This window comes from Pseudomonas abietaniphila (assembly GCF_900100795.1).
Lineage (GTDB): Bacteria > Pseudomonadota > Gammaproteobacteria > Pseudomonadales > Pseudomonadaceae > Aquipseudomonas > Aquipseudomonas abietaniphila.
Window position 1 is genome coordinate 217,888 of sequence record NZ_FNCO01000010.1, and the last position, 24,625, is coordinate 242,512.

The 24,625-nt window shown below is 59.6% G+C and carries 20 protein-coding genes; 9 read left to right on the plus strand and 11 right to left on the minus strand.

What is annotated here, in order from left to right; genetic code table 11:
- Positions 1-7 precede the first annotated feature (7 nt).
- The gene (gene hflK / locus BLS87_RS20045; RefSeq protein WP_074754857.1) at positions 8-1,969 is read right to left on the minus strand and encodes a protease modulator HflK; all 1,962 of its coding nucleotides are present in this window, start codon (positions 1,967-1,969) and stop codon (positions 8-10) included.
- Positions 1,970-2,414: 445 nt separating this feature from the next.
- Between hflK and BLS87_RS20050 the strand changes: the two genes are divergently transcribed.
- Both BLS87_RS20050 and lpdA read left to right on the plus strand, forming a co-directional pair.
- Entirely contained in the window at positions 2,415-2,933 is a 519-nt protein-coding gene (locus tag BLS87_RS20050; RefSeq protein ID WP_244165868.1) for a CDP-alcohol phosphatidyltransferase family protein, read from the plus strand.
- Positions 2,934-3,164: 231 nt separating this feature from the next.
- Positions 3,165-4,565 carry a dihydrolipoyl dehydrogenase gene (gene lpdA, locus BLS87_RS20055; protein WP_074754861.1) on the plus strand — a complete coding sequence of 467 codons (1,401 nt, stop codon included), beginning with the start codon at positions 3,165-3,167 and terminating at the stop codon, positions 4,563-4,565.
- Between the two features lie 143 nt (positions 4,566-4,708).
- Here the strand turns inward: lpdA and BLS87_RS20060 are convergent, their stop codons facing one another.
- Complete coding sequence (locus BLS87_RS20060; protein ID WP_074754964.1) at positions 4,709-5,182, minus strand: Lrp/AsnC family transcriptional regulator; 474 nt, start codon at positions 5,180-5,182, stop codon at positions 4,709-4,711.
- Positions 5,183-5,334: 152 nt separating this feature from the next.
- On the opposite strand from BLS87_RS20060, the gene BLS87_RS20065 reads away from it, so the two are divergent.
- The 5 genes from BLS87_RS20065 to BLS87_RS20090 all read left to right on the plus strand — a co-directional run bounded on the left by BLS87_RS20065 (position 5,335) and on the right by BLS87_RS20090 (position 11,738).
- The gene (locus tag BLS87_RS20065; RefSeq protein WP_074754863.1) at positions 5,335-5,964 is read left to right on the plus strand and encodes a LysE family translocator; all 630 of its coding nucleotides are present in this window, start codon (positions 5,335-5,337) and stop codon (positions 5,962-5,964) included.
- Positions 5,965-6,144: 180 nt separating this feature from the next.
- Positions 6,145-7,764: a glucan biosynthesis protein D gene (locus tag BLS87_RS20070; protein ID WP_074754865.1), complete on the plus strand. Its 1,620-nt coding sequence runs from the start codon at positions 6,145-6,147 to the stop codon at positions 7,762-7,764.
- A 416-nt stretch (positions 7,765-8,180) separates the two neighbouring features.
- On the plus strand, positions 8,181-9,485 hold the full coding sequence (locus tag BLS87_RS20080; protein WP_341845437.1) for a hypothetical protein: 1,305 nt from the start codon (positions 8,181-8,183) through the stop codon (positions 9,483-9,485).
- Positions 9,486-9,500: 15 nt separating this feature from the next.
- Positions 9,501-10,784 (plus strand): hypothetical protein, encoded by a 1,284-nt coding sequence (locus BLS87_RS20085; RefSeq protein WP_074754869.1) that lies wholly within the window; start codon positions 9,501-9,503, stop codon positions 10,782-10,784.
- A gap of 201 nt (positions 10,785-10,985) precedes the next feature.
- Positions 10,986-11,738, plus strand: a complete 753-nt coding sequence (locus tag BLS87_RS20090) for a substrate-binding periplasmic protein (protein ID WP_167362086.1) — start codon at positions 10,986-10,988, stop codon at positions 11,736-11,738.
- A gap of 158 nt (positions 11,739-11,896) precedes the next feature.
- On the opposite strand, the gene BLS87_RS20095 is transcribed toward BLS87_RS20090, so the two are convergent.
- The 9 genes from BLS87_RS20095 to gcvA all read right to left on the minus strand — a co-directional run bounded on the left by BLS87_RS20095 (position 11,897) and on the right by gcvA (position 22,374).
- A complete protein-coding gene (locus BLS87_RS20095) occupies positions 11,897-13,696 on the minus strand; it encodes an FAD/NAD(P)-binding protein (RefSeq protein WP_074754873.1) in 1,800 nt (599 codons plus the stop codon).
- Complete coding sequence (sbnB, locus tag BLS87_RS34995; protein ID WP_074754875.1) at positions 13,687-14,694, minus strand: 2,3-diaminopropionate biosynthesis protein SbnB; 1,008 nt, start codon at positions 14,692-14,694, stop codon at positions 13,687-13,689. Before sbnB ends, BLS87_RS20095 begins: the two co-directional genes overlap by 10 nt.
- Entirely contained in the window at positions 14,687-15,706 is a 1,020-nt protein-coding gene (gene sbnA / locus BLS87_RS35000; protein WP_074754877.1) for a 2,3-diaminopropionate biosynthesis protein SbnA, read from the minus strand. The genes sbnB and sbnA overlap by 8 nt, the downstream gene beginning before the upstream one ends.
- A complete protein-coding gene (locus BLS87_RS20110; RefSeq protein ID WP_074754879.1) occupies positions 15,703-17,061 on the minus strand; it encodes a SidA/IucD/PvdA family monooxygenase in 1,359 nt (452 codons plus the stop codon). Before BLS87_RS20110 ends, sbnA begins: the two co-directional genes overlap by 4 nt.
- 53 nt (positions 17,062-17,114) lie before the next feature.
- Positions 17,115-18,062, minus strand: a complete 948-nt coding sequence (locus tag BLS87_RS20115) for an ABC transporter substrate-binding protein (protein WP_074754881.1) — start codon at positions 18,060-18,062, stop codon at positions 17,115-17,117.
- Complete coding sequence (locus BLS87_RS20120; protein WP_074754883.1) at positions 18,059-19,183, minus strand: NAD(P)/FAD-dependent oxidoreductase; 1,125 nt, start codon at positions 19,181-19,183, stop codon at positions 18,059-18,061. The genes BLS87_RS20115 and BLS87_RS20120 overlap by 4 nt, the downstream gene beginning before the upstream one ends.
- A 15-nt stretch (positions 19,184-19,198) precedes the next feature.
- On the minus strand, positions 19,199-20,707 hold the full coding sequence (locus tag BLS87_RS20125; protein WP_074754885.1) for a methionine--tRNA ligase: 1,509 nt from the start codon (positions 20,705-20,707) through the stop codon (positions 19,199-19,201).
- Entirely contained in the window at positions 20,707-21,150 is a 444-nt protein-coding gene (locus BLS87_RS20130) for a cupin domain-containing protein (protein WP_074754887.1), read from the minus strand. Before BLS87_RS20130 ends, BLS87_RS20125 begins: the two co-directional genes overlap by 1 nt.
- Before the next feature lie 315 nt (positions 21,151-21,465).
- Positions 21,466-22,374 carry a transcriptional regulator GcvA gene (gcvA, locus tag BLS87_RS20135; protein WP_074754889.1) on the minus strand — a complete coding sequence of 303 codons (909 nt, stop codon included), beginning with the start codon at positions 22,372-22,374 and terminating at the stop codon, positions 21,466-21,468.
- A gap of 157 nt (positions 22,375-22,531) precedes the next feature.
- Here gcvA and BLS87_RS20140 point away from each other — a divergent pair, with 157 nt between their 5' ends.
- Together BLS87_RS20140 and BLS87_RS20145 are read left to right on the plus strand one after the other, a co-directional pair.
- Positions 22,532-23,455, plus strand: a complete 924-nt coding sequence (locus BLS87_RS20140) for a DMT family transporter (RefSeq protein ID WP_074754891.1) — start codon at positions 22,532-22,534, stop codon at positions 23,453-23,455.
- A gap of 190 nt (positions 23,456-23,645) precedes the next feature.
- Entirely contained in the window at positions 23,646-24,566 is a 921-nt protein-coding gene (locus BLS87_RS20145; RefSeq protein ID WP_074754893.1) for a LysR substrate-binding domain-containing protein, read from the plus strand.
- The last annotated feature ends 59 nt before the right edge of the window (positions 24,567-24,625 follow it).

Genomic DNA, 24,625 nt, shown 5'->3' on the forward strand with positions numbered 1-24,625 from the left:
GGACTCCTTATTCAGCCGAAGGCTGTTCAGCTGACTTGGACGACGCGGGGTCGACCGGGAGGGTGAAAGAACGCAGATCGATGGTGGGCGCACTGGTGCCGCCCAGGCGATGATCGAGCACCAGCAGTTTGGCGTGGGTCATGCCCAGCGTCAGTTGGCTCAGGTACTGCTCCAGCAGAAACGCCTGACCCGCCTTGGCATAACCCTGTTGTTCGGCACTGAAGCGCAGGTCGGCACTCTGGGCGGTCGACATGACTTCACGCGAATTGGCGGCCGCCTGATCGTGGGCGATGCTGGCATGCAGCTGCGCCAGGTTCGCCTGATCCGCCGCGGCGCCGCGCTCACGGGCGATCAATGCCTGCGCGCTGATCTGCGCGGCCTGCACGGCGTGATAGGCGTTGGCGGCGCCCGCAGGCGGATGAATCGACTCCACCACCGTGGCGAGAATCTCCACGCCGCTGTCGAGCTTTTTCAAGTCGCGCGCGACGGCATTGCCGATGTCGGCCGCCAGATCCGTGCGTTGCTCACCCAGTAATTCATCGAGGGTGCGCGACGCGAAATCGTGGACTAGCACGCGGCTGGCGGTGCTGCGAATCAGGCTGGGGATGTCGGCGCTGTTGTACGTCGCCGCCATGGCGGCCTCGTCGTCCAGGCCAATGCGATAAACGAAGCGCACGTCCATGTTGACGATCTGGAAGCTCTGCTTGTCGCCCGAGCCGCTGGCGATCACCTGCGACTTGTCGTTGATGTGCGTGGCGTCCCAGAGTCGATTGGCAACGGCGGGCGGCGGACCTTCGGCGGGATCCAGGGTCTGCTCCGTGCTGGCGCCTTCGGAAACACTGGTCGCCAGCTCGTGAACCACGCCGTTTTCGACCGGCAGTACCGTCCCGAACGGCCACGGCAGGCCGGCGTGCAGCCCAGGCCCCATGACCTCGACCGGTTTACCGAAACGCTCGTAGATGCCTCGGCCCTGCATGGGAATTTCGTGTACACCGCTGAGCGCCCAGCCGAGGGCAACGATCACCGCCATCACGGGCAGGAACGCCCGACGCATGTAGGTAAACGCCCAGATCTGCCGCAAGTCGATGCCAAAGCGGTTGTGCAATTCGTTCTGCAACGCTGTCAGCGGACGCGGTGGCCAGCGCAGCAAGCCGGCGGCGAAGCTGCTGGCGACCAGACGCGGCTCCAGGCGCTCGTTGCGCGGGCTGAAGATCGACAGCAGTGCACGGATCAACAGTTCGACAGCGACCAGCCCCGGGAGCAGCCCGATCAGCACGGCCAGTCGAGCGGGCCAGACGCGATCTGCGGAAGAAAAGAACAGACAGAAGGCGGCGATCAGCAACGTACCAATGGCCACCCGGCTGATCTGGGCCAACTGCTCGGCTTCTGGCCAGCTCGCTTCGGATTCGTTACTGAACTGACGCTCGAGCACCAGCAGACCAAAGCCGATCAGCAGCAACAATCCACCGACCACGCTCCCCGTCAGGCCGACACTGCTGCCGACCAGGGTCATGTTCCAGATCATCGAAATACTGATCAGCGCTAGCAACGCCCATCCCGCCAACCAGAACACCGGCGTGCCGATCTGCCCGACCATCGACGTCCCGGCACTACCGATGCGCCCAAGCAGGCGGTCATACCAACCCGGCTGCTCGTTCTCGGTTTGCTCATCGACCGCGATCACTGCTTCATCAGGTGCAATGACGTGGGCGCGCCACAGCGCAACGACCTGCGCCGACTGCAGCGCCGCAGCGAGCACCAACAGACTGGCCGCGCTGTTGGTCAGCACCGCGGTCCACAGCGAATTGGGAGAAAACAGGTCGACGAACAACGACACCACAAGACCCAGCACACCCATGGCGCCCAGCACGTAGGTCAGTCGCGACAGGCGCGCGGCCTGAAAACTCGCACGCTGGAACCTCGGCAGGCTTGCCGGCTCAGCCCCTTCAACATCCAGATCAACCCGCATCGACACTCCAAAACCTGCTGAACGCTGTATTCATCACCCTTCCCGTTCGTTTCAGGCCTGCTTATCAACACGCCCAAACACCGTTTTACGGGGCGTTACGATATAACAGAAGTAGTGAAATTTTCGTCTGGTAATTGCAGGCCTGCATGACGAATTATTCACTCAGACAGCCCGTAGACAGGTTAGCCCTTCATGGGCTGGACCCATCTGGCTGCTAAGCAGACCGCGTCTTACTCCGGGCGCATAACAACGTCAGCATGCCGGGCCTGCACAACCAAAAACCTTGCACTATGCTCCCAGACAGTTATCCACAGGGAGCTGGCCTGCGATCATGCTCACCCCACTCAGAACCGGGCTGCAGAAACTTCTGCATCCGCTGGCCAAAATCCTGTTCGATGACGGCGTACGCGCCATCCATGTGACGTCGTGCGCAGGACTCATTTCAGTGGCCGTCGGCGTACTCGTCGCGGCATTCGCCTTTCATCCCTGGATCTTCGTTCTGATCCCGATCTGGATACTCATTCGCATGCTCTTCAATGCCGTCGAAGCGGTGCTGATCAGCGAATTCGGCCAACATTCCCGCCTCGGAACCTGCGCCCACGAACTCAGCCGTATTGTGGCCGAAACCGCGCTATTCCTGCCGTTTGCGGTCATTCCAAAGGTCAGCCTCCTGCTGATTCTAACCGTCACCTTACTGGCAATCTTCAGTGAGTTTGCAGGTCTGCTCGGTCCGCTCATCAAGGCATCGCGGCGCCATGACGGCCCGTTGAAAAGTGACATGCGTCTGGTGTGCTTTGGCGTTTTCGGTGCGGGAATCGGCTCGGGCTATGTACTCACTGCGCCGATCAATATTGCCCTCGCGGTAATGACTGTCCTGCTGTTGATCACCATCTTTGCCCGCATTCGTCGCGCCGTCGCGGAGGTGACCAAGCCCCCGACGGTGGAGGTTTATGCACCGGACTGAGCGAACTGTTTCAACAGCTTTACACACAACCTGCCAACACGTTATCCACAGGCGAACTTCATACCAGCACGTTGCCTCTTGATGCCCCTTGAAAAGCACAGTGCTTGACCTCAACTCCAACCTGAACACATATTACGATCATAATTTAAGTGATCCCGGTTCTTTCGAGACATTTTTGGAGAGCGGGCTACGCTTCCCTCCATTGTCGATTTTTCATTCAGGAGTGCGCTCATGAGTCACTACGACGTTGTCATCATCGGTGGCGGCCCAGGCGGCTACAACGCTGCCATTCACGCGGGCCAGAAAGGCCTGAAGGTCGCTTGTGTCGAAGGCCGGGAAACCTTGGGCGGCACCTGTTTGAACGTCGGCTGCATCCCGTCCAAATCCTTGCTCCATGCGTCCGAGTTGTATGAAGCGGCCGCCGGAGAGGAATTCAAGAAGCTGGGTATCGAGGTCACGCCCACGTTGAACCTGGCGCAAATGATGGCGCAGAAAGCCGAGAGCGTGACGGGCCTGACGAAAGGCATTGAGTTCCTGTTCCGCAAGTACAAAGCCGAATGGATCAAGGGTTGGGGACGCATTGCAGGCCCCGGCAAGGTCATTGTCAAAGACGCCAGCGGTGCAGAAACCGAGCTGACAGCCAAGGACATCATCATTGCCACAGGCTCCGAACCTACGCCGCTGCCCGGTGTGACCATCGACAACGTGCGCATTCTTGATTCAACCGGCGCGCTGTCGTTGAGTGAAGTGCCCAAGCACCTGGTTGTCATCGGTGCCGGCGTGATCGGTCTGGAGCTGGGTTCGGTCTGGCGGCGTCTGGGCGCGAAAGTCACGGTCGTCGAGTTCCTCGACCACGTTGCCCACGGCACAGACCTGGAAGCCGGCAAGACATTGCACCGCTCGCTGTCGCGTCAGGGCATGAACTTCAAGCTGAGCTCAAAAGTGACCTCGGCCGTTGCGAGCGATACAGGCGTCAGCCTGACCGTCGAACCTGCTGCAGGCGGTGAAGCTGAAGTGATCGAAGCGGACTACGTGCTGGTTTCCATCGGCCGCCGTCCCGTGACGAAAGGTCTGGGCCTGGAAACCGTCGGGTTGGAAGTCGACAAGCGCGGCGTGCTCGCCAATAAAGGCCATCGCACGGCCGTCGACGGTATCTGGGTAATCGGCGACGTGACGTCGGGGCCGATGTTGGCGCACAAGGCCGAGGACGAAGCGGCGGTATGCATGGAGCGTATCGTCGGCAAGAAAGGCGAGCTCAACTACAACCTGATCCCCAACGTGATCTACACGTGGCCGGAGCTCGCCAGTGTCGGCAAGACCGAAGAGCAGTTGAAGGAGGAAGGCCGTGCTTACAAGGTCGGCAAATTCCCTTTCAGCGCCAACAGCCGGGCGAAAGTGAATCACGAAACCGATGGCTTCGCGAAAGTGCTCGCTGATGAGAAGACTGACGAAATTCTCGGTGTACACCTGGTCGGCCCAAGCGTCAGCGAGATGATCGCCGAATACTGCGTGGCGATGGAGTTCGCGGCGTCAGCGGAAGATATCGCCCTGACCTGCCACCCTCACCCGACGCGCTCCGAAGCGCTGCGCCAGGCAGCGATGGGAGCCGGGGGGCATACGACGCAGGCGTAAACTACCGGCATGGCGCGATCGATGACTCCTGTAGGAGCCGGCTTGCTGGCGAAGCGGTGGATCAGTGACAGATCCATTAGCGGATAGAACCCGTTCGCCAGCAAGCCGGCTCCTACAGCGAGGTCGCGCACCGGACATTGGCTTTAAACCGGCAAATGCCCGAGCGGCAGCGGCCCTTGTGGCTTGAGCGTGCGGATCGCGAAGTTGCTGCGGATGTCCCGCACGCTCGGCATCTTCAGCAGGGTATCGGAGAGAAACCTGTCGTACGCGCGCAAGTCGGGAACCACCACATGCAGGAGGAAATCCGACTCGCCGGACACCAGATACGCCGAGATGACCTCCGGCCACTCAGACACCACCTGATGAAACCTCTGCGCCTCGTCTTCATGATGGCGATCGACCTTCACCCCGATAAACACCGTCAGGCCCAAGCCGAGCGTCTCGGCATCCAGCGTTGCCTGATACCCGCGAATCACCCCGGTTTCCTCCAGATGGCGAACGCGTCGCAAGCAGGGCGAGGCAGACAACCCGATCTCGTCGGCGAGCTGCACGTTGGTCAAACGACCGTCCCGCTGAAGCGCGTCGAGAATCCGGCGGTCGTAGGCATCCAGTTTCACGTTCAATCGATTTGGCATAGGTGCGGCCATTCCAGGGCAGTAAAGGGCAGAAACTGCCAATACTAAGCGCTTAAAGGGTCAAACACGCAACCACCTGCCCCCGCCTTCGACCGTAGAATTTTCTTCCGTTATCCCTGCCGGAGAGCTGAAGAATGGAAAACCTCACGCTGTTTATCCTCGCCCTGTCCATGGTCTTGCTGATGCCTGGGCCCGACATGATCCTGCTGCTGCAAACCGGAGCGCGCCAAGGTCGCGCAAAAGCGTTGGCGACCGCCTTGGGTCTGGCCATCGCCCGAGGTTGCCATGTAGCGCTGGCGGCATTGGGGTTGGCGACGTTGTTCAAAGTCTCACCCTGGACCTTTGAAGGGGTGCGCATCGTCGGGGCGGCTTATCTGCTGTGGCTTGGGTTGAAGATGTTCAAGCCGGGCATCATGAGTGGCGCCAGCGAAGGCCCCTCCGGGGAATCGGCCATCTCTTGGCGCACGGCCATCCTGCGCGGCCTGTTGACGAATCTGCTCAACCCCAAGGCGCTGCTGTTCTGTTCGGTGCTGCTGCCGCAGTTCATCGACGCCAACGCGGGTTCGGTGGCCGGACAATTCGCCCAACTCGGTGTGATTCTGGTGTTGATCGGCCTCTCGTTCGACAGCGTCTACGCCATGGCGGGTGGCTGGATCGGCAGGTGGCTGGCGCGCAATGCGACGGCGCAACGGATACAACAGTGGCTGTTCGGCAGCCTGCTGATCGGCTTCGCTGTGCGCCTGGCGTTCATCCAGCAGGCTTGAGGACACACTCCGCAACACGCTGAAGAAACGATAGTAGTGCTCTGAAACGATTTTTTATCTTTTTTGCGAACAAGATGACGAGATTGTTATCTGTTTGTTGGTAATTTGCGTTCGGCAAGGATTGGGAAAGCGCACTTTTTTGTGCAGGAAGGCACAGCATTTCTTCAGAGGCTTCACCTTATGAATCGCAGGAATCTCCTGAAAGCGTCCATGGCGTTGGCAGCCTATAGCGCGCTGCCCGCCTCGGGCCTTTACGCTGCACGTGCATTGGCCGCAGCGGCCGATGGCGAAATCGAGCATTTCGACTTCAAGACCTTGCAAGACCTCGCCAAGCAAATGGCCGGCAAAGCCTATGTCAGCACCAAGCAGAACCTGCCGCCCACCTTGGCGAACATGACGCCTCAGCAGTTCAATGCGATCAAATACGACGCCGGCCATTCCCTTTGGAATGACGTCAAAGGCCAGCTCGACGTGCATTTCTTCCACGTCGGCGCGGGCTTCAAGACCCCCGTGCGCATGTACAGCGTGGACCCCGCCTCTCAAGAAGCGCGTGAAGTGCACTTCCGTCCCGAGCTGTTCAATTACGAAACCAGTCGAATCGACCAGAGCCAGCTCAAGGGCGATCTGGGATTTGCCGGCTTCAAGCTGTTCAAGGCGCCGGAGATTGCGATCAACGACATTCTCTCGTTTCTCGGCGCCAGCTACTTCCGCGCAATCGACAGCAACAAGCAGTACGGCCTGTCGGCGCGGGGTCTGGCCATCGACACCTACGCCCACAAGCCTGAAGAGTTTCCTGATTTCACCAAATTCTGGTTCGAGAAACCGACCAAGGACGCCACGCGCTTCGTGGTCTACGCGCTGCTGGATTCGCCCAGCGCAACCGGCGCGTACCGCTTCGACATCGACTGTCAGGCCGATCGCGTGGTCATGGACATCGACGCTCACATCAATGCCCGCGCCGATATCGAACAGATGGGCATCGCAACCATGACCAGCATGTTCAGCTGCGGCACCCATGAACGCCGGATGTGCGACACCCTTCACCCGGAGATTCATGACTCGGACCGGCTGGCGATGTGGCGCGGCAACGGCGAGTGGATTTGCCGCCCGCTGAACAATCCGGCGAAGTTGCAGTTCAACGCGTTCGCCGACAAAGACCCGAAAGGCTTCGGCCTGGTGCAGACCGACCACGATTTCAAGACCTACCAAGACACCGTCGACTGGTATCACCGCCGACCGAGCCTCTGGTGCGAACCGACTACGGCATGGGGTGAAGGGTCGATTGATCTGATGGAGCTGCCAACGACCGGCGAGACGCTGGATAACATCGTTGCATTCTGGAACCCGAAAGTGCCGATCAAGGCCGGCATGTCGATGAACTACGGCTACAAGCTGTATTGGAGCCCGCTGCCACCGGTGAGCACGCCCTTGGCTCAGGTTCATGCCACCCGTTCGGGCATGGGCGGCTTCATCGAAGGCTGGGCGCCGGGCGAGCATTACCCGGACGTCTGGGCACGCCGTTTCGCTGTGGATTTCAATGGCGGCGGGATCGACCGCTTGCCAGAGGGTTCGGGTATCGAGCCGGTGGTCACGGTGTCGAACGGCAAGGTCCAGGACTTCAACGTCCTGGTGCTCCCGGACATCAAGGGCTTTCGCGTGACCTTCGACTGGTATCCGACCAGCGACTCGGTGGACCCGGTGGAAATGCGCATGTTCATCAAGACCGGCGACCGCACTCTCAGCGAAACGTGGCTGTATCAGTATTTCCCTCCTGCGCCCGACAAACGCAAGTACACCTGATGTTCACAAAAGCAGGTTTTCAGCCTGACGTGTAACGAAAATGAGTCATAGGCAGCCCTGCCTATGGCTCATTTCCCCTCCTGTTTAATAGCGTCAAATTTCTATCTATCAATCAATTCAACAGGTTACAGATCGCGAATTTCAGGACCTCTTAGAACTGTCCGAAAATTTGACTAATTGATTGACAGCCTCTGCTTCTGAGGCTGATATATCCCCTGTCACACCGCGTGAGAGGGACCTGAACCACGGTCACCTCCTCGATATGGCCTGCGCCTGAATCTATTTTTTTCAAGCTCAATCGACGGCCACCGCCGAGTTCGATGAGCGGTAGCTTTGCCTTGCAGGCGACGCGCTCGCCTTGCGCCTCCACGTCTGATGATCTCTTCCCATTTCTGCGCTCCCGAGGGGCAGTAACCATGATGTCGACCTCCCCTGCTTACGTTGAAAAGCCGTCGATGCTGTCGTTCGACAAATCAACCGCTATCGTGCTGGTCGCGATCAGCCTGATTCTGGTCGAAACCTTTTCCGGCGCCTTGCGTTTCTATCTGGACAAGGCCGGGATTTCGGTACTGCTGTACGCCCCGAAAGTCGCGTGCCTCTTGTTCTTCGCCCTCGAACTGCGCAGCTTCAAAGCCGGGCCCGGCGTGTGGTTGAGCTTCCTGGTGCTGCTCTTGTCTGCGGCCTGGGCGGCGTTGAACGGCGCGAGCGCGGGCAACTTTGCGTTCGCGCTGTATGGCATCAGCCCGTTGTTGTTCGGGATGGCCTGCGGCGACCAGATCACCCGGCACAAGCGCCTGTTCATGTGGGCCATCGCTTTCGCGCTGCTGGCATCTCTGGCCGGTATCGCGCTGGACAAATACACCGACCTGCCCTGGAAGGGTTACAGCTACAGCATTGGCGGCACCGAACTCAGCGCCAACACCACCTGGGCGTCGGAAGAAGCTGACCGCCCGGCCGGCTTTGCCCGGATATCCAGTGCGCTGGCAATCATCATCTCCATCTTCAGCCTTTACCTGATGGCAACCCTGCGTTCAAAAACGCTGGTGATCGGGGTTTGCGCCATCGGCTTTGCCGGCGTCGTGCTGACCACCAGTAAGGCACCGGCGCTGGCGTTTATCGGCGGCGTCGGCCTGCTGATGATCACGCGGTTTCGCTGGACCACGCGCGGCGCCATCATCGCAGCGGTACTGCTCGGCATGTCACTGCCTTTCATTGCGATGGCGTTCGACTTCGACCCCAACAAAGTCTCGGCGGGCAACTCGCTGTCATCGATCTATGACCGACTCGTCAACACCTGGCCCAACGTGATCAGAGTGCTGATGAACGAAGACCGCGAGTACACGGGTGCAGGCTTCGGGCTGGTCGGCAGTGCCGTGGCGGCGTTCCCGGTGGTCGGTGCGGACATCTTCATGGTGTCGGACAGCACCGTGGTTTACCTCTGGGCAACCTTCGGCCTGGCCGGGTTGTTCCTGTATGCGATGCACATCCCGCTGTTTTTCATCCTGGCCGACAGCGTCACTCGTTATGGACGCGCCATGCTGGCGACCGGTTTCTGCATCTGCATCGTCAGCTGGACCACCGACACCCTGGAAGTGACCTTGGCCAACCTGTTTCTCGGCATGGCCATCGGACATGCGCTTGCAGCGAGGTCGCACGCGAAAGCCTCCGTCCCAAAGCCGAATGAACAAGCGCAATGGACCGGCCTGCCCGGGTTGAGCTGACACGGAAGTTCCCCAATGAATGCACTGCGTATTGGCCGTAAAGGCCTGCTGTTACTGTCCAGCCTGTTCCTGGCTAACGTCGCCGCAGCGGATCCCTTCATCGTCGGTGTCGCCACCCATTCGATGAACAACCTGGCCCAACCGTTGCGCAGCCTTGAACTGGCAACGGCGGCAGGGGTGACATCGGTACGTGACGACGCGTTCTGGTCCACGGCCGAGCCGACACCGAAACAACTGCGCATCATCCCGCAATGGCGCGCCTGGCTTAACACCGCCAGCGCGCTGGACCTGAGCCCCATGGTCATTCTGGGCTACGGCACCTCGTTCAATGGCAACGCGAAGCCACGCAAGCCTGAAATCAAAATTCCGTACCTGAGCTACGTCGACTACACCACCCGGCAGCTCGGCAACCCGGTGAAGTACTACGAAGTCTGGAACGAGTGGGACATCGAAGGCCCGAGTGATGCGCGCCTGAGCAGCGATTATGTGGCGTTGGTGAAGGATGCCGCGCCAATCATTCGCAAGAACAATCCACAGGCAAAAGTGCTGGCAGGCGCCGTCACGTCGGCGGGGATCAAAGGTGGTTTCGTTGACCGCATGCTGGCCGCTGGCGTGCTCAAGTATGCGGACGGCCTCTCTTTGCACCCTTATGTGCATTGCGAAGGTCGCGATCACAACACGCCCGAAAGCTGGATCAACTGGATGCGCGATCTGGACCGTCGCTTCTCCGGCAAAGCCGGCAAGCCTGTGTCGCTGTACCTGACCGAGATGGCATGGCCCAGCCACGAGGGCAACTGCGGCATCAGCGCGGTGCGCCAGTCGGCGTATCTGGCCCGCGCCTATTTCCTGGCCCGCACCGTGCCCAACATCAAGGGCATGTGGTGGTACGACCTGATCAACGACGGCACGGCGCGGGACGATCAAGAGCATAACTTCGGGCTGCTCAATATCGACCTGAGCCCCAAGCCTGCGTACGCGACGCTCAAGGCAATCAGTCCCTATCTGCGCAACTTCAACTACGACGCCAGCAACAGCCTGCAGGCCGATAACGTGTACAAGCTGGCCTTCAGCGACGGCCGCGAACGCATCATGGTGGTCTGGGCAACCGGGAGATCGCGTGAGGACCAGGTCAACGCCACGGCGATGAACAACGGTCCCGTCCGCATACTGGACACGCAGTCTCCAAACAAGGGCATGACCGACAGCGAACAGCACTGGCGATGCAACGCAGATCAGTGCTCGACCCCGATAACGCTGTCCGAATTTCCCAAGATCATCCGTTTAAGTCCCGGCGCCTGATCCTCGCTGCGACGCTCTAGAGACCTCAAGCCCGCCTGATACCCGTCAGCGCGGGCTTTTTTTGCGGATTTTCGTGAAGCCGCCTGCAAATAGTGGCATTACGACACATCCCAGACATTTTCAACTGGTAGCCTTGGGATCCACTTTGGGCCTGGGCTGACGGATCGCATGGGATTTCGACGCAGACTGTTGAGCGGTTGTTTGCTTTGCTTGCTCGCGTTGCCTGTTCTAGCAGGGCCTTACGTGGCGGGCGGCGCGCAGTGGAAGCCTTACGCCTACGAAGACGAGAACGGTCATTTACTCGGCGTGTCCGTCGACATCGCACGGCGGGTGATGGAGCTGGCCAATGTCGACGTGACCTTCGTCACATACCCGGTCAACCGCCTGCAATCCATGCTGCAGAAAGGCGAAATCGACATTAACTACGCCGACGCGCTGATCTGGAACAGCCCGCAAGAACAGCGCCATTACGTCTTCTCCAAACCCTACTCCGTGGTCAACGAGCACCTCTACTTCCTCGCCGATCATCCCGCACGCAAGCAGTCCATCGAGCAGCTGAATCAGCTCACCATCGGCATGGTGCGCGGCTATACCTACTGGGCACTGGATCCGGCCATAACGGCCCACAGGCTCGATCGGCTCGAGACGTCACAAGAGGATGCGTTGATCAAACTGCTCGGCAACGGACGCGTCGACGCCATTGCGATGGTCGACGACATCTTCAACGCGTTAGTGACCAGCAACCACCTGGACCCCAACCTGTTCCGTCAAGGCGCCAAACTCAGCGAGGCGCCACTGGTGTTCAAGCTTCAGCCCCAGCACGCGCAATGGCTTGCGCCCATCAATCGCGCAATCGACACCCTGCGCGCCAGCGGGGAACTGGAGCGCATCCGTCGACAGTATTTGCCGGTGAAGGCAGGCTTGAGTTGCGCGGGTTTGGGGACGGTGTGTTGAGCCTAGGATTCATGACGATTCCGGATCTGAAACATACCTCTGTGGGAGTCCAGCTTGCTGACGAATGCGACGTGTCATTCACCTTTGATATCGCAGACCCGCCGCATTCGTCAGCAAGCTCGCTCCCACAGGGGCTTCAGCGAGGCTACAAGTAACTTTTAAGAAATGACTGTCATTCCCAGTATCTCCCGCGCTATCCGGTCAGCGTCCACAAACGCTCTCGAATAACTGCCGGATGAAGGCACGTAGTGGTTGTAATACGTTGCGCCTTCGACGATAGGGCCGGTTATCCACAGATTGGGCTGTGCTTTGCCGTGGCTGTCGACGTACGGCGCTTCGCCGCCTCCTTTGACGCTGTGGATAATTCCGCTTTCGTGCAGTTGCCGGATAATGCGCGGCTGCGTGGCGAGGGTCTGGTTATCGCTGACGTGGGCACGGATCAACGCGTCGAGCACTAACACGTGACCATCGTCGAGCGTGACTGAAACGTCTGATGTACCGGCGCTGTGCATAACGTTTGCCCCATGCACCCATTGCAGAACGCCCGCCTCAGCCAAGGCCAGGAGCTCCTGATGACGTTCCTTTTGCGGGCCGGCGACCAGGCGATTGACCAGTGGCGCGTACTCATTGAAGAAAATCCGGTGAGATTGAGGCGTCAGGCCCTGGTTATCCACAACGCGACGCAATTGTTCACGGCAGCTTCTCCACACCTCGACTGCGGCCTTGATCGGACTGTGATCAAGATCGAGGATGCTCTCCTTCACATCATCTTCAATGAAGCGTTTGACCCACGCCGAATAATTATCCACAGGCGCTTGCAGGGATCGAGGGTCAAAGGCACTTTCGTCGAGCATGTCCACGGCAAACCGCTGCGCCAGCTCAACGGCTTTGGCCTGGATTTCGCCCATCAGAAAGGCGTTGGCGATCTCGGATTTGGTTCTCAAGGACAACTCGCCTTGAAGCGCTGCAATCATGCCGAAATACTCAGCCAGCATTTCAGCTTGAAGCAGCGGCAGGACCTGGGCTTCGAAGTCCAGTCCCTGAGGGTTTGCAGCGCGCAGGTCAGCAACTGCCGACAAGGTGAAGATCAGCGGCGAACCGCCCACACGGTGTGGCGTGATGTCCGGTCGGGTCCGGTATGGCAGGCCACTGCGTGAATACATGAACAGTCGGGGTTCCTGGCCAGAAGCCTGATAACGCAAGCCTTCAGGCGCTTGCACAAACTGCCCGCCTCTACCGACCGTCAGGCCCGCCACCGCATCCATGGCCGACAGGCCGAGCCCTTCGATGCCAACCGCATCTGTGGACGAAATGCCCTCCAGCGCATACGGCTGTGGATAAGTCTGAAACCTTTTCGTAGCACCTTGGTAGTCGTTCGCCGATGCAGCACGTTCTGCGTGCCCGACCGTTATCAGCAACCCATCAACCCGGTGTTTTTGAGCGCCTGTGGACAACACAAATCCGCCCAAATCAGTGTGCTCCACGTTATCCACAACCCGCGCATGGTGTGTCACCCGCACGTTAGATGGCAGGGAACGGATCACCTCCTCATACGTCCAGGCGAGGTACTCCCCCAGCCACGCACGAGGCAGAAATGCGTTGGGCTGCACACTGCGCTCTCCGGATTTGAAGCGCAGGCACCACTGATAAAAGTCAGGCCCTTGGCGGCCACTGAAACCGCCAAGTGCAGCCTGATCGGGAAACATCGAAATCTGAGACGCCACGGTGTTGAGCATCAGGTACTCCGGCTGCTCCACCGAATGCAGGCCTGGCCCCGGTCGATGGGGATCGAACAGGCTGATCTCGATGCGGCGCTCACCCGCGCCCGCCAGCGCACACACGCGCTCCAGCACGGTCAGCCCGCGAGAACCGCAGCCGACGATACCGATCTTGATGGCAGGCTTCTGCGCACCGTCCACAGTGAGTCTTTCCGTTGGCAGCGCGGTGCTCAGTTCCATCTCAGTGTTTCTCCAAAGAACGAATCAATGGCAACAGCGCGTGACTCAGCCAGCGCGGTGTCGACGATGAACTTGCTCAACGCCAGGTCCAGCACGCCAAGCCCGAATGGCGAGAAGATCGACGCTTTACCAAGGTCGAGCGCCACCTCGCCGCGAATCAGGCCCGCGAGCGTGCCGTTCATGAAGTCACGGTTTCCGGTGAGCTGCTCGGCCAGATGAGGTGAAGTGTTAGCCTTCATGCAATGCTCGACGTCATCGCACAGGTTGTTGGCCGCCAGCAGCAGTTGCGGCGCGATGTCCCGCAAGGAGATGTTCAGCACGACCTGGCCGGCTCGGAAACCCATTGGCGGCTTCACGTAGGGTTCGCCAGCGGTTGTGGCGAAGATCACCAGATCAGCGGCCAGCGCTTCTTCCAGCGACCCGCCGCGGGCTGTGCATAAGTCGACCTGTTCGACATACGCGGTGAGCGCTTTGGCCGAAGCATCATCGAAATCGTGCACGACGGCGTGCCCGATTTCCCAGTTTTCCACCGCCAGCATTCGCGCAATGTTGCGCGCAATGACGCCTGCGCCGATGAACCCTACAGACGCCGCTTTGTGCGACCGGCCGTTGAGCCAGTAAGCGCCCGACACCGCAGAAGCAGCCGTTCTGACTGCGCTGATCTGCGCGCCTTCCAGGCACGCATAGGGATAACCCGTCTCACGGTCGTTGAGAATCACCACCGCCGAAGCCCGTGGTTTTTGCTGAGCGACGTTGCCAGGGAAGCTCGAAATCCATTTGATCCCCGCCACCGCATCGTCGCCCTCAAGGGAGGCCGGCAACGCGATGATGCGGTTGGCCGGTTGCTGTGGAAAACGCAGGAAATAGCTATCCGGGTTGAGGGTCTGGCCGTCGTGATGCTGCAGGTACACCTGCTCGACCCTCGCCACCATGGTGTGGGACTGGCCGTCGAGAATGTCCTTGATCACCGCCCCTGGAATGACATGAAAATCAGACATTCAGCGCTTCTCCCTCGAAGGTGTGAACGTAGTTTTTCAAGTAGCGGCTGATGGGTTGTGAACTCAGCGCCGCCAGTTCGGCGCGGCCAAATTTCTGCATCACCCATTCGTCGTTGTAGATCGTTTCCAGGTAACGCTCACCCGCGTCCGGAGAGATCGCCACGACCACAGCGTCCTTTGGAATGCCCAGCGAAGGTGCCGCCAGTCCCGCGACCACGGTGCCGGTCGAGCCTCCTGCCAGAACGCCATTGGACTTGGCCAGCCAACGGCACATGGCGACGGTGGCGCGCTCGTCCACCACCTGCTGTTTGTGCAAATGATTGGCGCGGAAGATCGGTGGCATCTGGCTGGAACCCAGGCCTGGAATGAACCGCTTGCCCGGCGCCTGACCGAATGTCACCGACCCCGTACTGTCCACGGCAATGATTTTGGTGCGCGGCGAATGCTTGCGGAAATACTGCACGCAGCCCATCAACGTTCCGGTGGTGCCAGCGCCGACCACCAGATAGTCCAGCGCCGGAAAGGCAATATGGATCGAGCGGGCCGTTGTCAGTTCGTGGGTGCGCGCGTTGGCCGGATTGCTGTACTGATTGAGCCACAGGTAGCGCGGGTCGCGGGCCACGGTGTCGCGTATATAGCGAATGCGCGTTCCGAGATAGCCATCGTTGTCGTCACGTTCGGTGACGATGACAATCTGCGCGCCAAACGCTTCCATCATCTTGATGTTGTGCAGATTGGTGTTGGGATCGACCACGCAGCAGAACCTGTAGCCACGTTCGGCACAAATCATTGCCAGCGCGACCCCGAGGTTGCCCGAGGACGACTCGATGAGCACCGTGTCCTTGTGGATAAGTCGACGCTCGGCGTAGGCGTCGATCAGGCCGATGGCGGTTTTCATCTTGATCGAGCCTGCCGGGTTGCAGGACTCGAGCTTCAAATGCAGGTTCTCAAAACCTAGCCCTTTCAGGCGAACGAAATTCGAATCGCCGACGATGTGGGAAATGAAATTCATGGCCGTGCCTCGACGCGTATCGATCTGGACCGCGCCGGGTGCGAGACCACGGAGGCCAATTGCCGGGGTTGGGTCGCCATGAGCGCGTCGGTCAGTTGCTGTGCCCGCAACGCCACCATCGAAAACGACTGCGCATCACTGATGCCGTGGGTCTTTTCCGACGTGCCGTTGGCGAGAATCTGTACGCCTTCACTGTGCTGAAGACCCACACGGTAATGGCGATCCACGGCCAAGGTTCCGTCCTCGTCGCGCAGCAGCCACGGCTGCAGCAAGGTCAACAACGGCGGCACTGCCAGTTGCTCGTAGCCCGTGCCGAGCACGATGCCGTCGACGTACAGCGTGGTCTCCAGACCTGTGTTGCTGTCACGCAGCACCACAGAGTAGGCATCACCGACTTTTTCCACAGACACCACGTCGGACCAGGTGTGAAGATTCAGGCGCTGATGCCCACTGACCTCGCCTTCGTACAGGAAGGAGTACAACGCCTGACTCTCGTCAGCGTCGATGCCCGCGTAGTTGGTCGAACGAATCTCGTCGAACACCTTGCTGCGACGCGCGGGCTCCAGTTCATGGAAGTAATCCACCTGTTCGGGCAGGAACGCCATGTTGGGAAACTGCCCCAGCTGACCAACCCGGAAACCCACGCCCCGGTGTACCGAATGCACCTGGGTGGTCGGCGCTGCACCCAACAGATGCGCCACGGCCTCACCCGCGCTTTGGCCTGAGCCCAGCACCAGCCAGCGCTGGGCAATGGGGCCGCCGCCCAGATGAATGTTCTTGAGGTATTGCGAGGTGTGGAACACACGGCCACCCAAGTGAGCGCTGAACGCCTCGGGGATTCTCGGCAGGCTGCCGTGGGACAACACCAGACGCTTGGTGCGATAGGTGCCTTGAGCGGTCACCACATCGACAGCGCGCAAAATGCCTTTTTCCGCGACTGGCAGTACGTCGAGCACGCCTTCGTCGTAGGACACATAGTCCTTCAACTGTGCGGCAACCCAACCGATGTAGTCGGACCATTCCACTCGACTGGCCGGACGACCCAGTAAACCGAATTTGTACAGGCGCCCTTTTTCTTTCAGGTACATGGCAAACGAGAAGCGGCTACGCGGGTTACGCGGGGTCACCAGGTCGCGAAACACATGATGGTTAATGTCGGTGCCCGCCAGCAGAAACGCGCCATGCCAGGTCGAATCGCGGCCTTTCTCGAAAAACCGCACACGCGCAAACGGCTTCTTGCCGTTGTCCTCTGCCTCGTCTTCCAGCGCACAGGCCAGCGCGATACCGGCGGGACCGAAGCCGACCGACACGACGTCCAGCTCCTGACGCAAACCCTCGATTTCAAACTGATTCATGGTGGTTCTTCCTGAAAGGTTTAAAGACTTGGCGAGCCGTGAAGCGGCTCGATTCAACTCAGCAAACGTCGCTCATGGACGCGCTCGTCGGCGTAGACCCACAGCGAAACCCGGGCGTGATCGTTCTCCCCATTGCTGAAACTGATGGGGCCGGCAGGTGTGGAAAACTGTTCATAGCGCAGCGCATCGAGCAGCCCGCCGCGTTGACGAGCCGCCAGATCCACCAGCGAAAACGCCGCCAGCGTTTCAATGGCGTACACCGGGGCCTGTTCGCCATACAGGCGCTGGTAAGCCAGATCGACCGATTGCGCTTCAGGGAGATCGCTGGCCACCGGGAAGCTGACGACATAGACGGTGCCGGTGTGCGTCAATCCCGCGACCAACGCAGGCGACGCCGCATCGTCAGTAAAAAAGAGGGGTAATCCACAACCCGATGCCCGGTTTTCCACAAGGAATTGCCGGCTGGCTTTTAAGCGACCGCAAAAGACCAAGGCGTCTGCCTGCGCACTGTCTTCAACCAGTTCGACTGTGGATAACTTCGCTGCGGCCTGGAGTTCGCGTAGCTGTTGTTGCCCGTGAAGACTCGGATCGGCGAACAGTGCGAGTCTCATGAGCCCTTGAGTTTCGGCAAATCCCAATAAGCGCCCGGCGAGCACACGGTCGGACGCGCAGACTCTGAAGGTTGTGAGGCCGTTTTCAGTCAGTGCGGCGCAGGTGGACGCAGGAAGAATCAAGGGAATGCCAGCCTGTGCATAACTTTCCACCACAGCAGCCGCTGACTCGGAGGCGAAATGGCCGATCACTGCATCGACTTTCGCATCGATGAAATACCTCGCCGCCGCCCTTCCACCTTCGGCATTGGCGCCATCATCAAAGTAGAAATGCCGCGCAGTGCGCACGTTGCTGAACAGATGGCTGGAGAGGTAAACGCCCCGCAGAAAACTGCGTGCATGTAACGTGGTGCCGACGTCCAGCGCCGCGCAGATTCCCAGGCGCATCATGACAACGCGACCTCGGTAAACCGCGAAGGGCAGAACGCTTGCATGATGGCGCGATGGCCGGCGTCCATGGACGTGCCGGACATCAACCCCCCCAGCTCGAAGGCCAGCAATTCGGCCACGCTCGGCGCCATCTTGAAGCCGATGCCGCAGAACCCAGTCGCCAGGTAGACATGGCTTTTAGCGGAGGCGCGGCCAATCAATGGGTGTCCGTCGTCGGTGTAGGCATCCCAGGCAATCTGGGTGACGACGGGCGTGCAGTGATCTCTGTCGTAACCCAATCTGGCCACGCGCTCCATCACGTCCTGCTCGTTGTCCATCACCGACAGGTTCAGCTGACTCGCATGCGCCGCGCGTTGGCGCCGTTGACCGCCGACTTGCATCAGAGTGCGTCCGAGCGGAAGCAGATAGGTATTGAGGTGGTGCGCGATGACCGGCATGCTCGGCGCCTGGTCGCAGCCCAGGCGGGTAAAGGGAATGGTGCGCGCATGCACCGCCCCATGAGGCCGCGCCAGCGGTCCGTCGGCACCGCAGGCATCAACGACCCACGTGGCCTCCAGGCACAATTTCCCCGCGTGAACCTGCACATGCCCGTCGAGTTCGATGCAGCGGTCAACCGCCAGATGATCAAGGAACGTTGCCTTTTCGCTGACGTAGCGGCACAGATTGGACACCGTGACCCGCGCATCGACCGTGCCGCCATTGCGCTCGATGAGCAGGCATTGGTCGGGACAGAACGCCGCAAAACGTCCGTTATCCAACGCACTCACCGACGCGTGCAGCTCGATGTTCTGGGTGCCCTCGGTGCCCACGGCATCCAGGTACTGACCACACACCTCGGAGCTTGCGATGTAGGCGACACCGGTGCGCTTGAGCGCTTGTTCGAATAACGCATGAACAATGCCGGTGCTGCCATGGTGCGCCCCACGACGGGTCAGCGGACGCAGTGCAGGGTCAAGCTCCAGGCCTCTGACGATGCCACCGGTATCGCGCGTCGCGCCCTGACCGCCGCCGATGCCCTTCTCCATAAGAGCAACGTCCAGGCCGTTTTCGACCAGCGCGGCGGCAATCGAGGCGCCCATGACGCCGGCGCCGATCACGATCACATCGAATGAGGTTTTCATCGGCGGCCTCCCGGATCAGATCTCGTATTCCACTGCGCTGACGTACACCAGCTGTTGGAACACTTCGTTCTCGGTGAAACGGCAGTAGCGCAGAATCTGCCGGGCCAGGTCCGGAAACACCGGCGCGCCAATGGCGCCGATCAATGCCATGTACGGCAAAATCCGCTTGCCGAGCAGTTGGCGATCACGGGCCGCATTGATCACGTCGGACAGCAACACGGCCAGGCCTTTCATGGTGAAGTGATCCACCGATGTGACCTCGAACCAGCGCGCAACGAGGATCTTGATCGCCGCCGCATCAGCCGATGTCACCTTCAGGCTGTCGCCGTCGACCCGCTCGCGCTCAGCCTGCGCGGCCAGCTTGACCAGCACCTCCTTGAAGGTCTCTTCGCGCCAGGCAGCGAATTTCTCCACGTCGAAGTCGTCGGTGTCCTGCTCAGGCGCGATCAATGCGAGATAGAACCGAGCGCTGTCGGTGCAGGCATCGTCAACCAGGTCGCGGGCCCAGATCGCATAGTTGCGGCTGGTAGACAGGTTCTTGCCGTTCAGGGTGAGGAACTGGTTGGTGTAGAAGGTCTGACGCATGCGGTAGCCGTGCATGGTCTGCAACAACGACGGATACACCATCATGTGGCTGAAGGCGCAGTCATAACCCAAGAAATGCACCATCCGGCCTTTGCCGGAGCGGCAGTACTCGTCGTATTCCCATGGCGCGTGCTTGTGCTCGTTGAGGTATTCGCGGAACGCGCCCAGGTAGCCGGACAATCCCATCACCCAGGTGTGGATACGTCGACTGCCATCAGGTTTAAGGTCCAGTCCGCCGTCGTGCGGACGGGTGATCGCCCAGTCCAGCGGCCCCAGCTCGAACTCTTCGTTGAGGAAGCGGCGGATGAACGGGCGCAGCGGCGCATGCTCGAAGCTGCTCTTGAGGTGGTTACGGAAGTTGGACAGCGCCAGAAACTCGCGCTCTACCGGTCGCCATATCATTTGCGAGGAGCAGAGTTTGCAGTGGAAGTTGCTCATCTTCGAGGCATTGGGCGTGTGCGCGCATTCTTCGCACTGGCTCGCATCGGAGTCCGAGCCGCAGTAGTCACAGTTGCCGCGGCCGAACGCCTCGTAGCCCCATTTGTCGCAGTGCTCGCAGTAGGGTTCCTGGCTGACCTTCTTGTAAATGGCACCCGCCTTCACCGCGTACTCGTACATTTCCTCCACAGCTTTCTTGAAGTAATTGTTGCGGTACGGACGCATCCAGAAATCAACCTCGATCCCCATTTTTTTCAGGGTGTCGTTGATCTTGTCGGTGTTCTCCAGCGCCAGCTCCTGGGGCGCGCGGTCGAGTTCGATGCCTCGGCGCAGCATGTACGACTGATAGTCGTCGGAGTAGGACACCAGCGTGCAGTCATGACCCCGCTGACGTTGCGCGCGCGTGAAGATATCGGCGGCCAGGAAAGGACCGGCCATGTGACCGATGTGCAGGTCGCCGTTGGGGGTTGGCGGCGTGATGGTAACCAGTAACTTGCCCATCACGAGGCCCTCGGTTCGGACACGTCGTGTACCGTCGCCTTTTGCAACGCGAACGCGTTCGACGCCACGGCTTGCTGAGCGTCTTCATCGAGGAAGCGGTTGGCGGAATCACGATCCCACCAGACCACATAAAAATGGAAGTCTTCGTCCGTGTCGTTCAACACATAGTGATCGGTGTGTTTGGGAATGGCGGCGATATCGCCCATGGTGAACGGGTACGTCTGGTCGCCGACCACCAGCTTGGCGGTGCCTTTTATCCCGATGAAGAACTCTTGATCAATCTGGGTGTGCGACAACGATTGGGTGTGCGGGCGCACGACGCACCAGCCACCGCCGATAGGGGTCGCATAACCGTCCCACGGCAGCAGTCGGGAACCGTCCAGGTCATATTCATGAACCAGTTTGTCCCAGGCCATGGGGCGAAAAATTTGAAAGTCTGTCATGAAGTTCTCCTTCAACCCGGAGCATCCCTGCTCGTTGTTTATCGGCGTCCGCCCGTGCAGGGCAACGCCGTTGAGTTGAGGGATAAGCTGAAGAAAATCGCAGAAGGGAGCAAACAAGAAATACGCAATTACCGGTTAAGTTTGACTTAACTCAACATTGCTTAATCATCCGACTTATCAAGGAATTAGGTAGCTTTCTGGCGGGTATTGGTCCATCAATCGGCACTGAAGCAGGGCTTAACTGCTCAGAAAAACAGCCATTAAAACCAGACAGCGTGATGCCCGGAAGCGTATTGCGCCCTGGACGGCAGGAAATCAGCGCGTCGTAAACTCGCGCTGGCTGGCGATGGCCTGTGACACCAGCCAGTCCCTGAATTGTCGACTGGACTTAGGCAGGATGGCCGTCTCGTCATACACCAGGTAGTACGCAATCGGCGTGTCGATGGTCGCGCGAAAAGGCACCACCAGACGGCCCGAGGCCAGCTCTTCGCGAATCAAAGAGCGACGTACCAGCGCAATCCCCATGCCCGCCAGGGCGGCTTCGATCACGCCGTTGGAATCCACAAAAACCGAGCCCTTGTGCACGGCGGCTTCGGCATCCTCGATCCCCACCGCCCTGAGCCATAACGCCCAGTCTTCGCGGTGCTCATCGTGCAGCAGGTTGTAGTTCTTGAGATCGATGGGCGAAGACAAGAAACGCGAATCCGGCAACAGACCTGGGCTGCACACCGGCTGCAGACGGTCATTGATCAGCATCTCGACCTCAAGCCCCGGATACCGGCCCAGGCCATGACGCACAGCAAAATCGACGCCGTCACCGAGCAGGTCAACCAGCCGGTTGGTGGTGCTGATCAGCACTTCGATACCGGGACAGATGGCCTGGAAATCAGGCAAGCGCGGGAGCAGCCACTGCATTGCAAAGCCGCTGGTGCAACTGACCGTGATGGTATTGGGACCGTTATCGCTCATCAGACGCTGGGTCGCGTCGGATATCTGCCCGAGTGCGGGGCGAATGGCACGCAGGTAAATCTTGCCTTCGGGCGTCAATTCCAGGCGCTTGGTGTTACGGATGAATAACGTGACGCCCACTGCCTTTTCGAGCTTGGCGATCTGTTGGCTGATGGCCGCCGGAGTGACGAAAAGCTCGCCCGCCGCGCTCTTCATGCTGGCGTGACGCCCCGTCGCTTCAAAACACAGCAGGGCGTACAGGGGCGGGAATTTCATGCCGGTCCTCAGTTAAGAAAATCTAATGTGCTTAAGAAAAGCTCGCTTGAGCACGACTTCAGACACTGCTCAAATCATCACACCCTGACTCGGCGAGCGTCAATCTACACCTTCCGGGTCGTTTTGTTGAATGCAGTAGATTCAGGAAGGACGTGTCATGAGGCCATCGGATTATGTTCGGCTACTTCTCCTCGCCGCGATCTGGGGAGCAAGTTTTCTGTTCATGCGCGTGGCGGCTCCCGTACTGGGTGCATTACCCACGGCGTTCTTTCGTGTGCTGCTCGGCGCGATCGGCTTGCTGGTGATCCTCGCCGTCCTCAAAACCCAGCATGACTTTCAGGGCAAACTCAAAGCCACGATGGTGCTGGGCGTGATCAACTCGGGTATTCCGTTCCTGATGTACAGCATGGCCGCCATGCTGTTGCCTGCGGGTTACTCCGCCATTCTCAATGCCACCACGCCGCTGATGGGCGTGTTGATTGGCTCGATGTTCTTCAACGACACGCTCACACCCAAAAAAGCAGCGGGCGTTTTCATTGGCCTGCTGGGAATCACGTTGCTGACCACCACCGGCCCGATGACCTTCACCACCACCGTGGTGATGGGCGCACTGGCGTGCCTGGTCGCCACCAGTTGCTACGGCGCAGCAGGCTTCCTGACACGTCAGTGGATCGCCGACAAAGGCGGTCTGGATGCCAAACTGGTCGCATTCGGCAGTCAGGTCGGCGCCACCGTGTTCCTGGCGCCGTTCTTCGCGATTTCGACCACCGTCAATCCACCCGCCAGTTGGGGTGACTCCACTGTCTGGTTGTCGCTGGCGGCCGTCGGTTTCATCTGCACCGCATGTGCCTACATCCTTTACTTCCGGCTGATTGCCGATATCGGCCCGGTCCGTTCTCTCACCGTGACCTTCCTGATTCCACCGTTCGGCGTGCTGTGGGGCGTGATGTTCCTCGATGAACACCTGTCCACCGGCCATCTCTACGGCGGCGGTCTGATCTGTCTGGCCGTGTGGTTCGTGCTCAGCAAGAGCAAGCCCAAGCCGGTACAGGCCGCGCAGGATTCGCCTGCCGCCACCTGATTTCACTTATCCACAGCTGAAACCGAAACGCAGTTGTCTGGTGGCGTTAACCAGACGGGGCCCGGCCGTGCCCGCTTTTTCTTCTCGGCCATGGGACACGCACAGTTTTAGGACGTATCGAGATGGCAACACGATCAGACGCATTGACCCTTTGGCTGAGTGGCTGTGACATTTGGGCGGAGTATGCACAATGAGCAGAGCGATCCCGTTGATTGCCCTTCGCACCTTCGTCGAGGTGTGCAAGGTCGGCAGTATGAAACGCGCCGCGGACCATCTGTGCGTTTCCCCGGCCGCCATCAGTCAGCAGATCAAAGGCCTGGAAGACCAGATCGGCAAGCGCCTGTTCGAGCGCGACGCCAAGGGCATTCAGCTCACGGCCAGCGGCCGCAGCCTGTTCGACGAACTGTCAGACACCTTCGACGTCATCGAAAAAGCCTGGTCGGGTGCAGCCCTTAAACAACCTCGGCAAACCCGGCTGGTCATTGGCACGACGTCCACCATCGCCAGTTCCTGGCTGATCCCCGCGCTGAGCGACTTCAAAGAACGCTGCCCCACCATCGAAATTTCGATCCAGATCTGCAACGGCCTTTCGGACCTCAAGCATGGCCATGTGGATATCTCCATCCAGCGAGAAATGGCCAGCAGCCCGGACAACCACGCCACCCGCTTATGGTCCTCTTACCTGATCCCGGTTTGCAGCCCGAACCTGCTCACCAAACAACGCACGATCGAAAGCCCGCAGGATTGCCTGACTTATCCACTGCTGCAGGACACCGAACGCAATTACTGGAAGGTGTGGATGAACGCCTTCGGGGTGGGCAATCGCAAAATGATTCAGGGCTCCAGCTACGGCGACGAGTCCCTGTTGATAAGTGCCGCATGCGCCGGCCAGGGCATTGCGCTGGTCAACAACGTCTTCGCCTCCGAAGCCCTGCAATCCAAACGCCTGGTGCAGGTCACCAACGCGACGTCAGAATTGAAATTCGATTATTTCGTGTACTGCGCCAAGGAGCGGCGCGAGGAATGGGCGATTGTGGAATTCATGAAGTGGGCGGTGCAACAGGCGGGTAAATCGGAAGGCAAACGCGTGACCGCCATGCATGCGGCTTGATCAGGTCCACGTTATCAACAGGTGTGAAAGACATATCCACTTGAAACGGCGTTTAACAG

Bases quoted from the DNA above. Each gene is read 5' to 3' on its own strand.
- BLS87_RS20125 (WP_074754885.1), bottom strand. From the start codon at position 20,707: ATGGGCAAGTTACTGGTTACCATCACGCCGCCAACCCCCAACGGCGAC.
- gcvA (WP_074754889.1), bottom strand. From the start codon at position 22,374: ATGAAATTCCCGCCCCTGTACGCCCTGCTGTGTTTTGAAGCGACGGGG.
- BLS87_RS20115 (WP_074754881.1), bottom strand. From the start codon at position 18,062: ATGATGCGCCTGGGAATCTGCGCGGCGCTGGACGTCGGCACCACGTTA.
- BLS87_RS20130 (WP_074754887.1), bottom strand. From the start codon at position 21,150: ATGACAGACTTTCAAATTTTTCGCCCCATGGCCTGGGACAAACTGGTT.
- BLS87_RS20080 (WP_341845437.1), top strand. From the start codon at position 8,181: ATGATGTCGACCTCCCCTGCTTACGTTGAAAAGCCGTCGATGCTGTCG.
- BLS87_RS20145 (WP_074754893.1), top strand. From the start codon at position 23,646: ATGAGCAGAGCGATCCCGTTGATTGCCCTTCGCACCTTCGTCGAGGTG.
- BLS87_RS20065 (WP_074754863.1), top strand. From the start codon at position 5,335: ATGGAAAACCTCACGCTGTTTATCCTCGCCCTGTCCATGGTCTTGCTG.
- BLS87_RS20095 (WP_074754873.1), bottom strand. From the start codon at position 13,696: ATGGAACTGAGCACCGCGCTGCCAACGGAAAGACTCACTGTGGACGGT.
- sbnB (WP_074754875.1), bottom strand. From the start codon at position 14,694: ATGTCTGATTTTCATGTCATTCCAGGGGCGGTGATCAAGGACATTCTC.
- BLS87_RS20070 (WP_074754865.1), top strand. From the start codon at position 6,145: ATGAATCGCAGGAATCTCCTGAAAGCGTCCATGGCGTTGGCAGCCTAT.
- sbnA (WP_074754877.1), bottom strand. From the start codon at position 15,706: ATGAATTTCATTTCCCACATCGTCGGCGATTCGAATTTCGTTCGCCTG.
- hflK (WP_074754857.1), bottom strand. From the start codon at position 1,969: ATGCGGGTTGATCTGGATGTTGAAGGGGCTGAGCCGGCAAGCCTGCCG.
- BLS87_RS20110 (WP_074754879.1), bottom strand. From the start codon at position 17,061: ATGAATCAGTTTGAAATCGAGGGTTTGCGTCAGGAGCTGGACGTCGTG.
- BLS87_RS20085 (WP_074754869.1), top strand. From the start codon at position 9,501: ATGAATGCACTGCGTATTGGCCGTAAAGGCCTGCTGTTACTGTCCAGC.
- lpdA (WP_074754861.1), top strand. From the start codon at position 3,165: ATGAGTCACTACGACGTTGTCATCATCGGTGGCGGCCCAGGCGGCTAC.
- BLS87_RS20140 (WP_074754891.1), top strand. From the start codon at position 22,532: ATGAGGCCATCGGATTATGTTCGGCTACTTCTCCTCGCCGCGATCTGG.
- BLS87_RS20120 (WP_074754883.1), bottom strand. From the start codon at position 19,183: ATGAAAACCTCATTCGATGTGATCGTGATCGGCGCCGGCGTCATGGGC.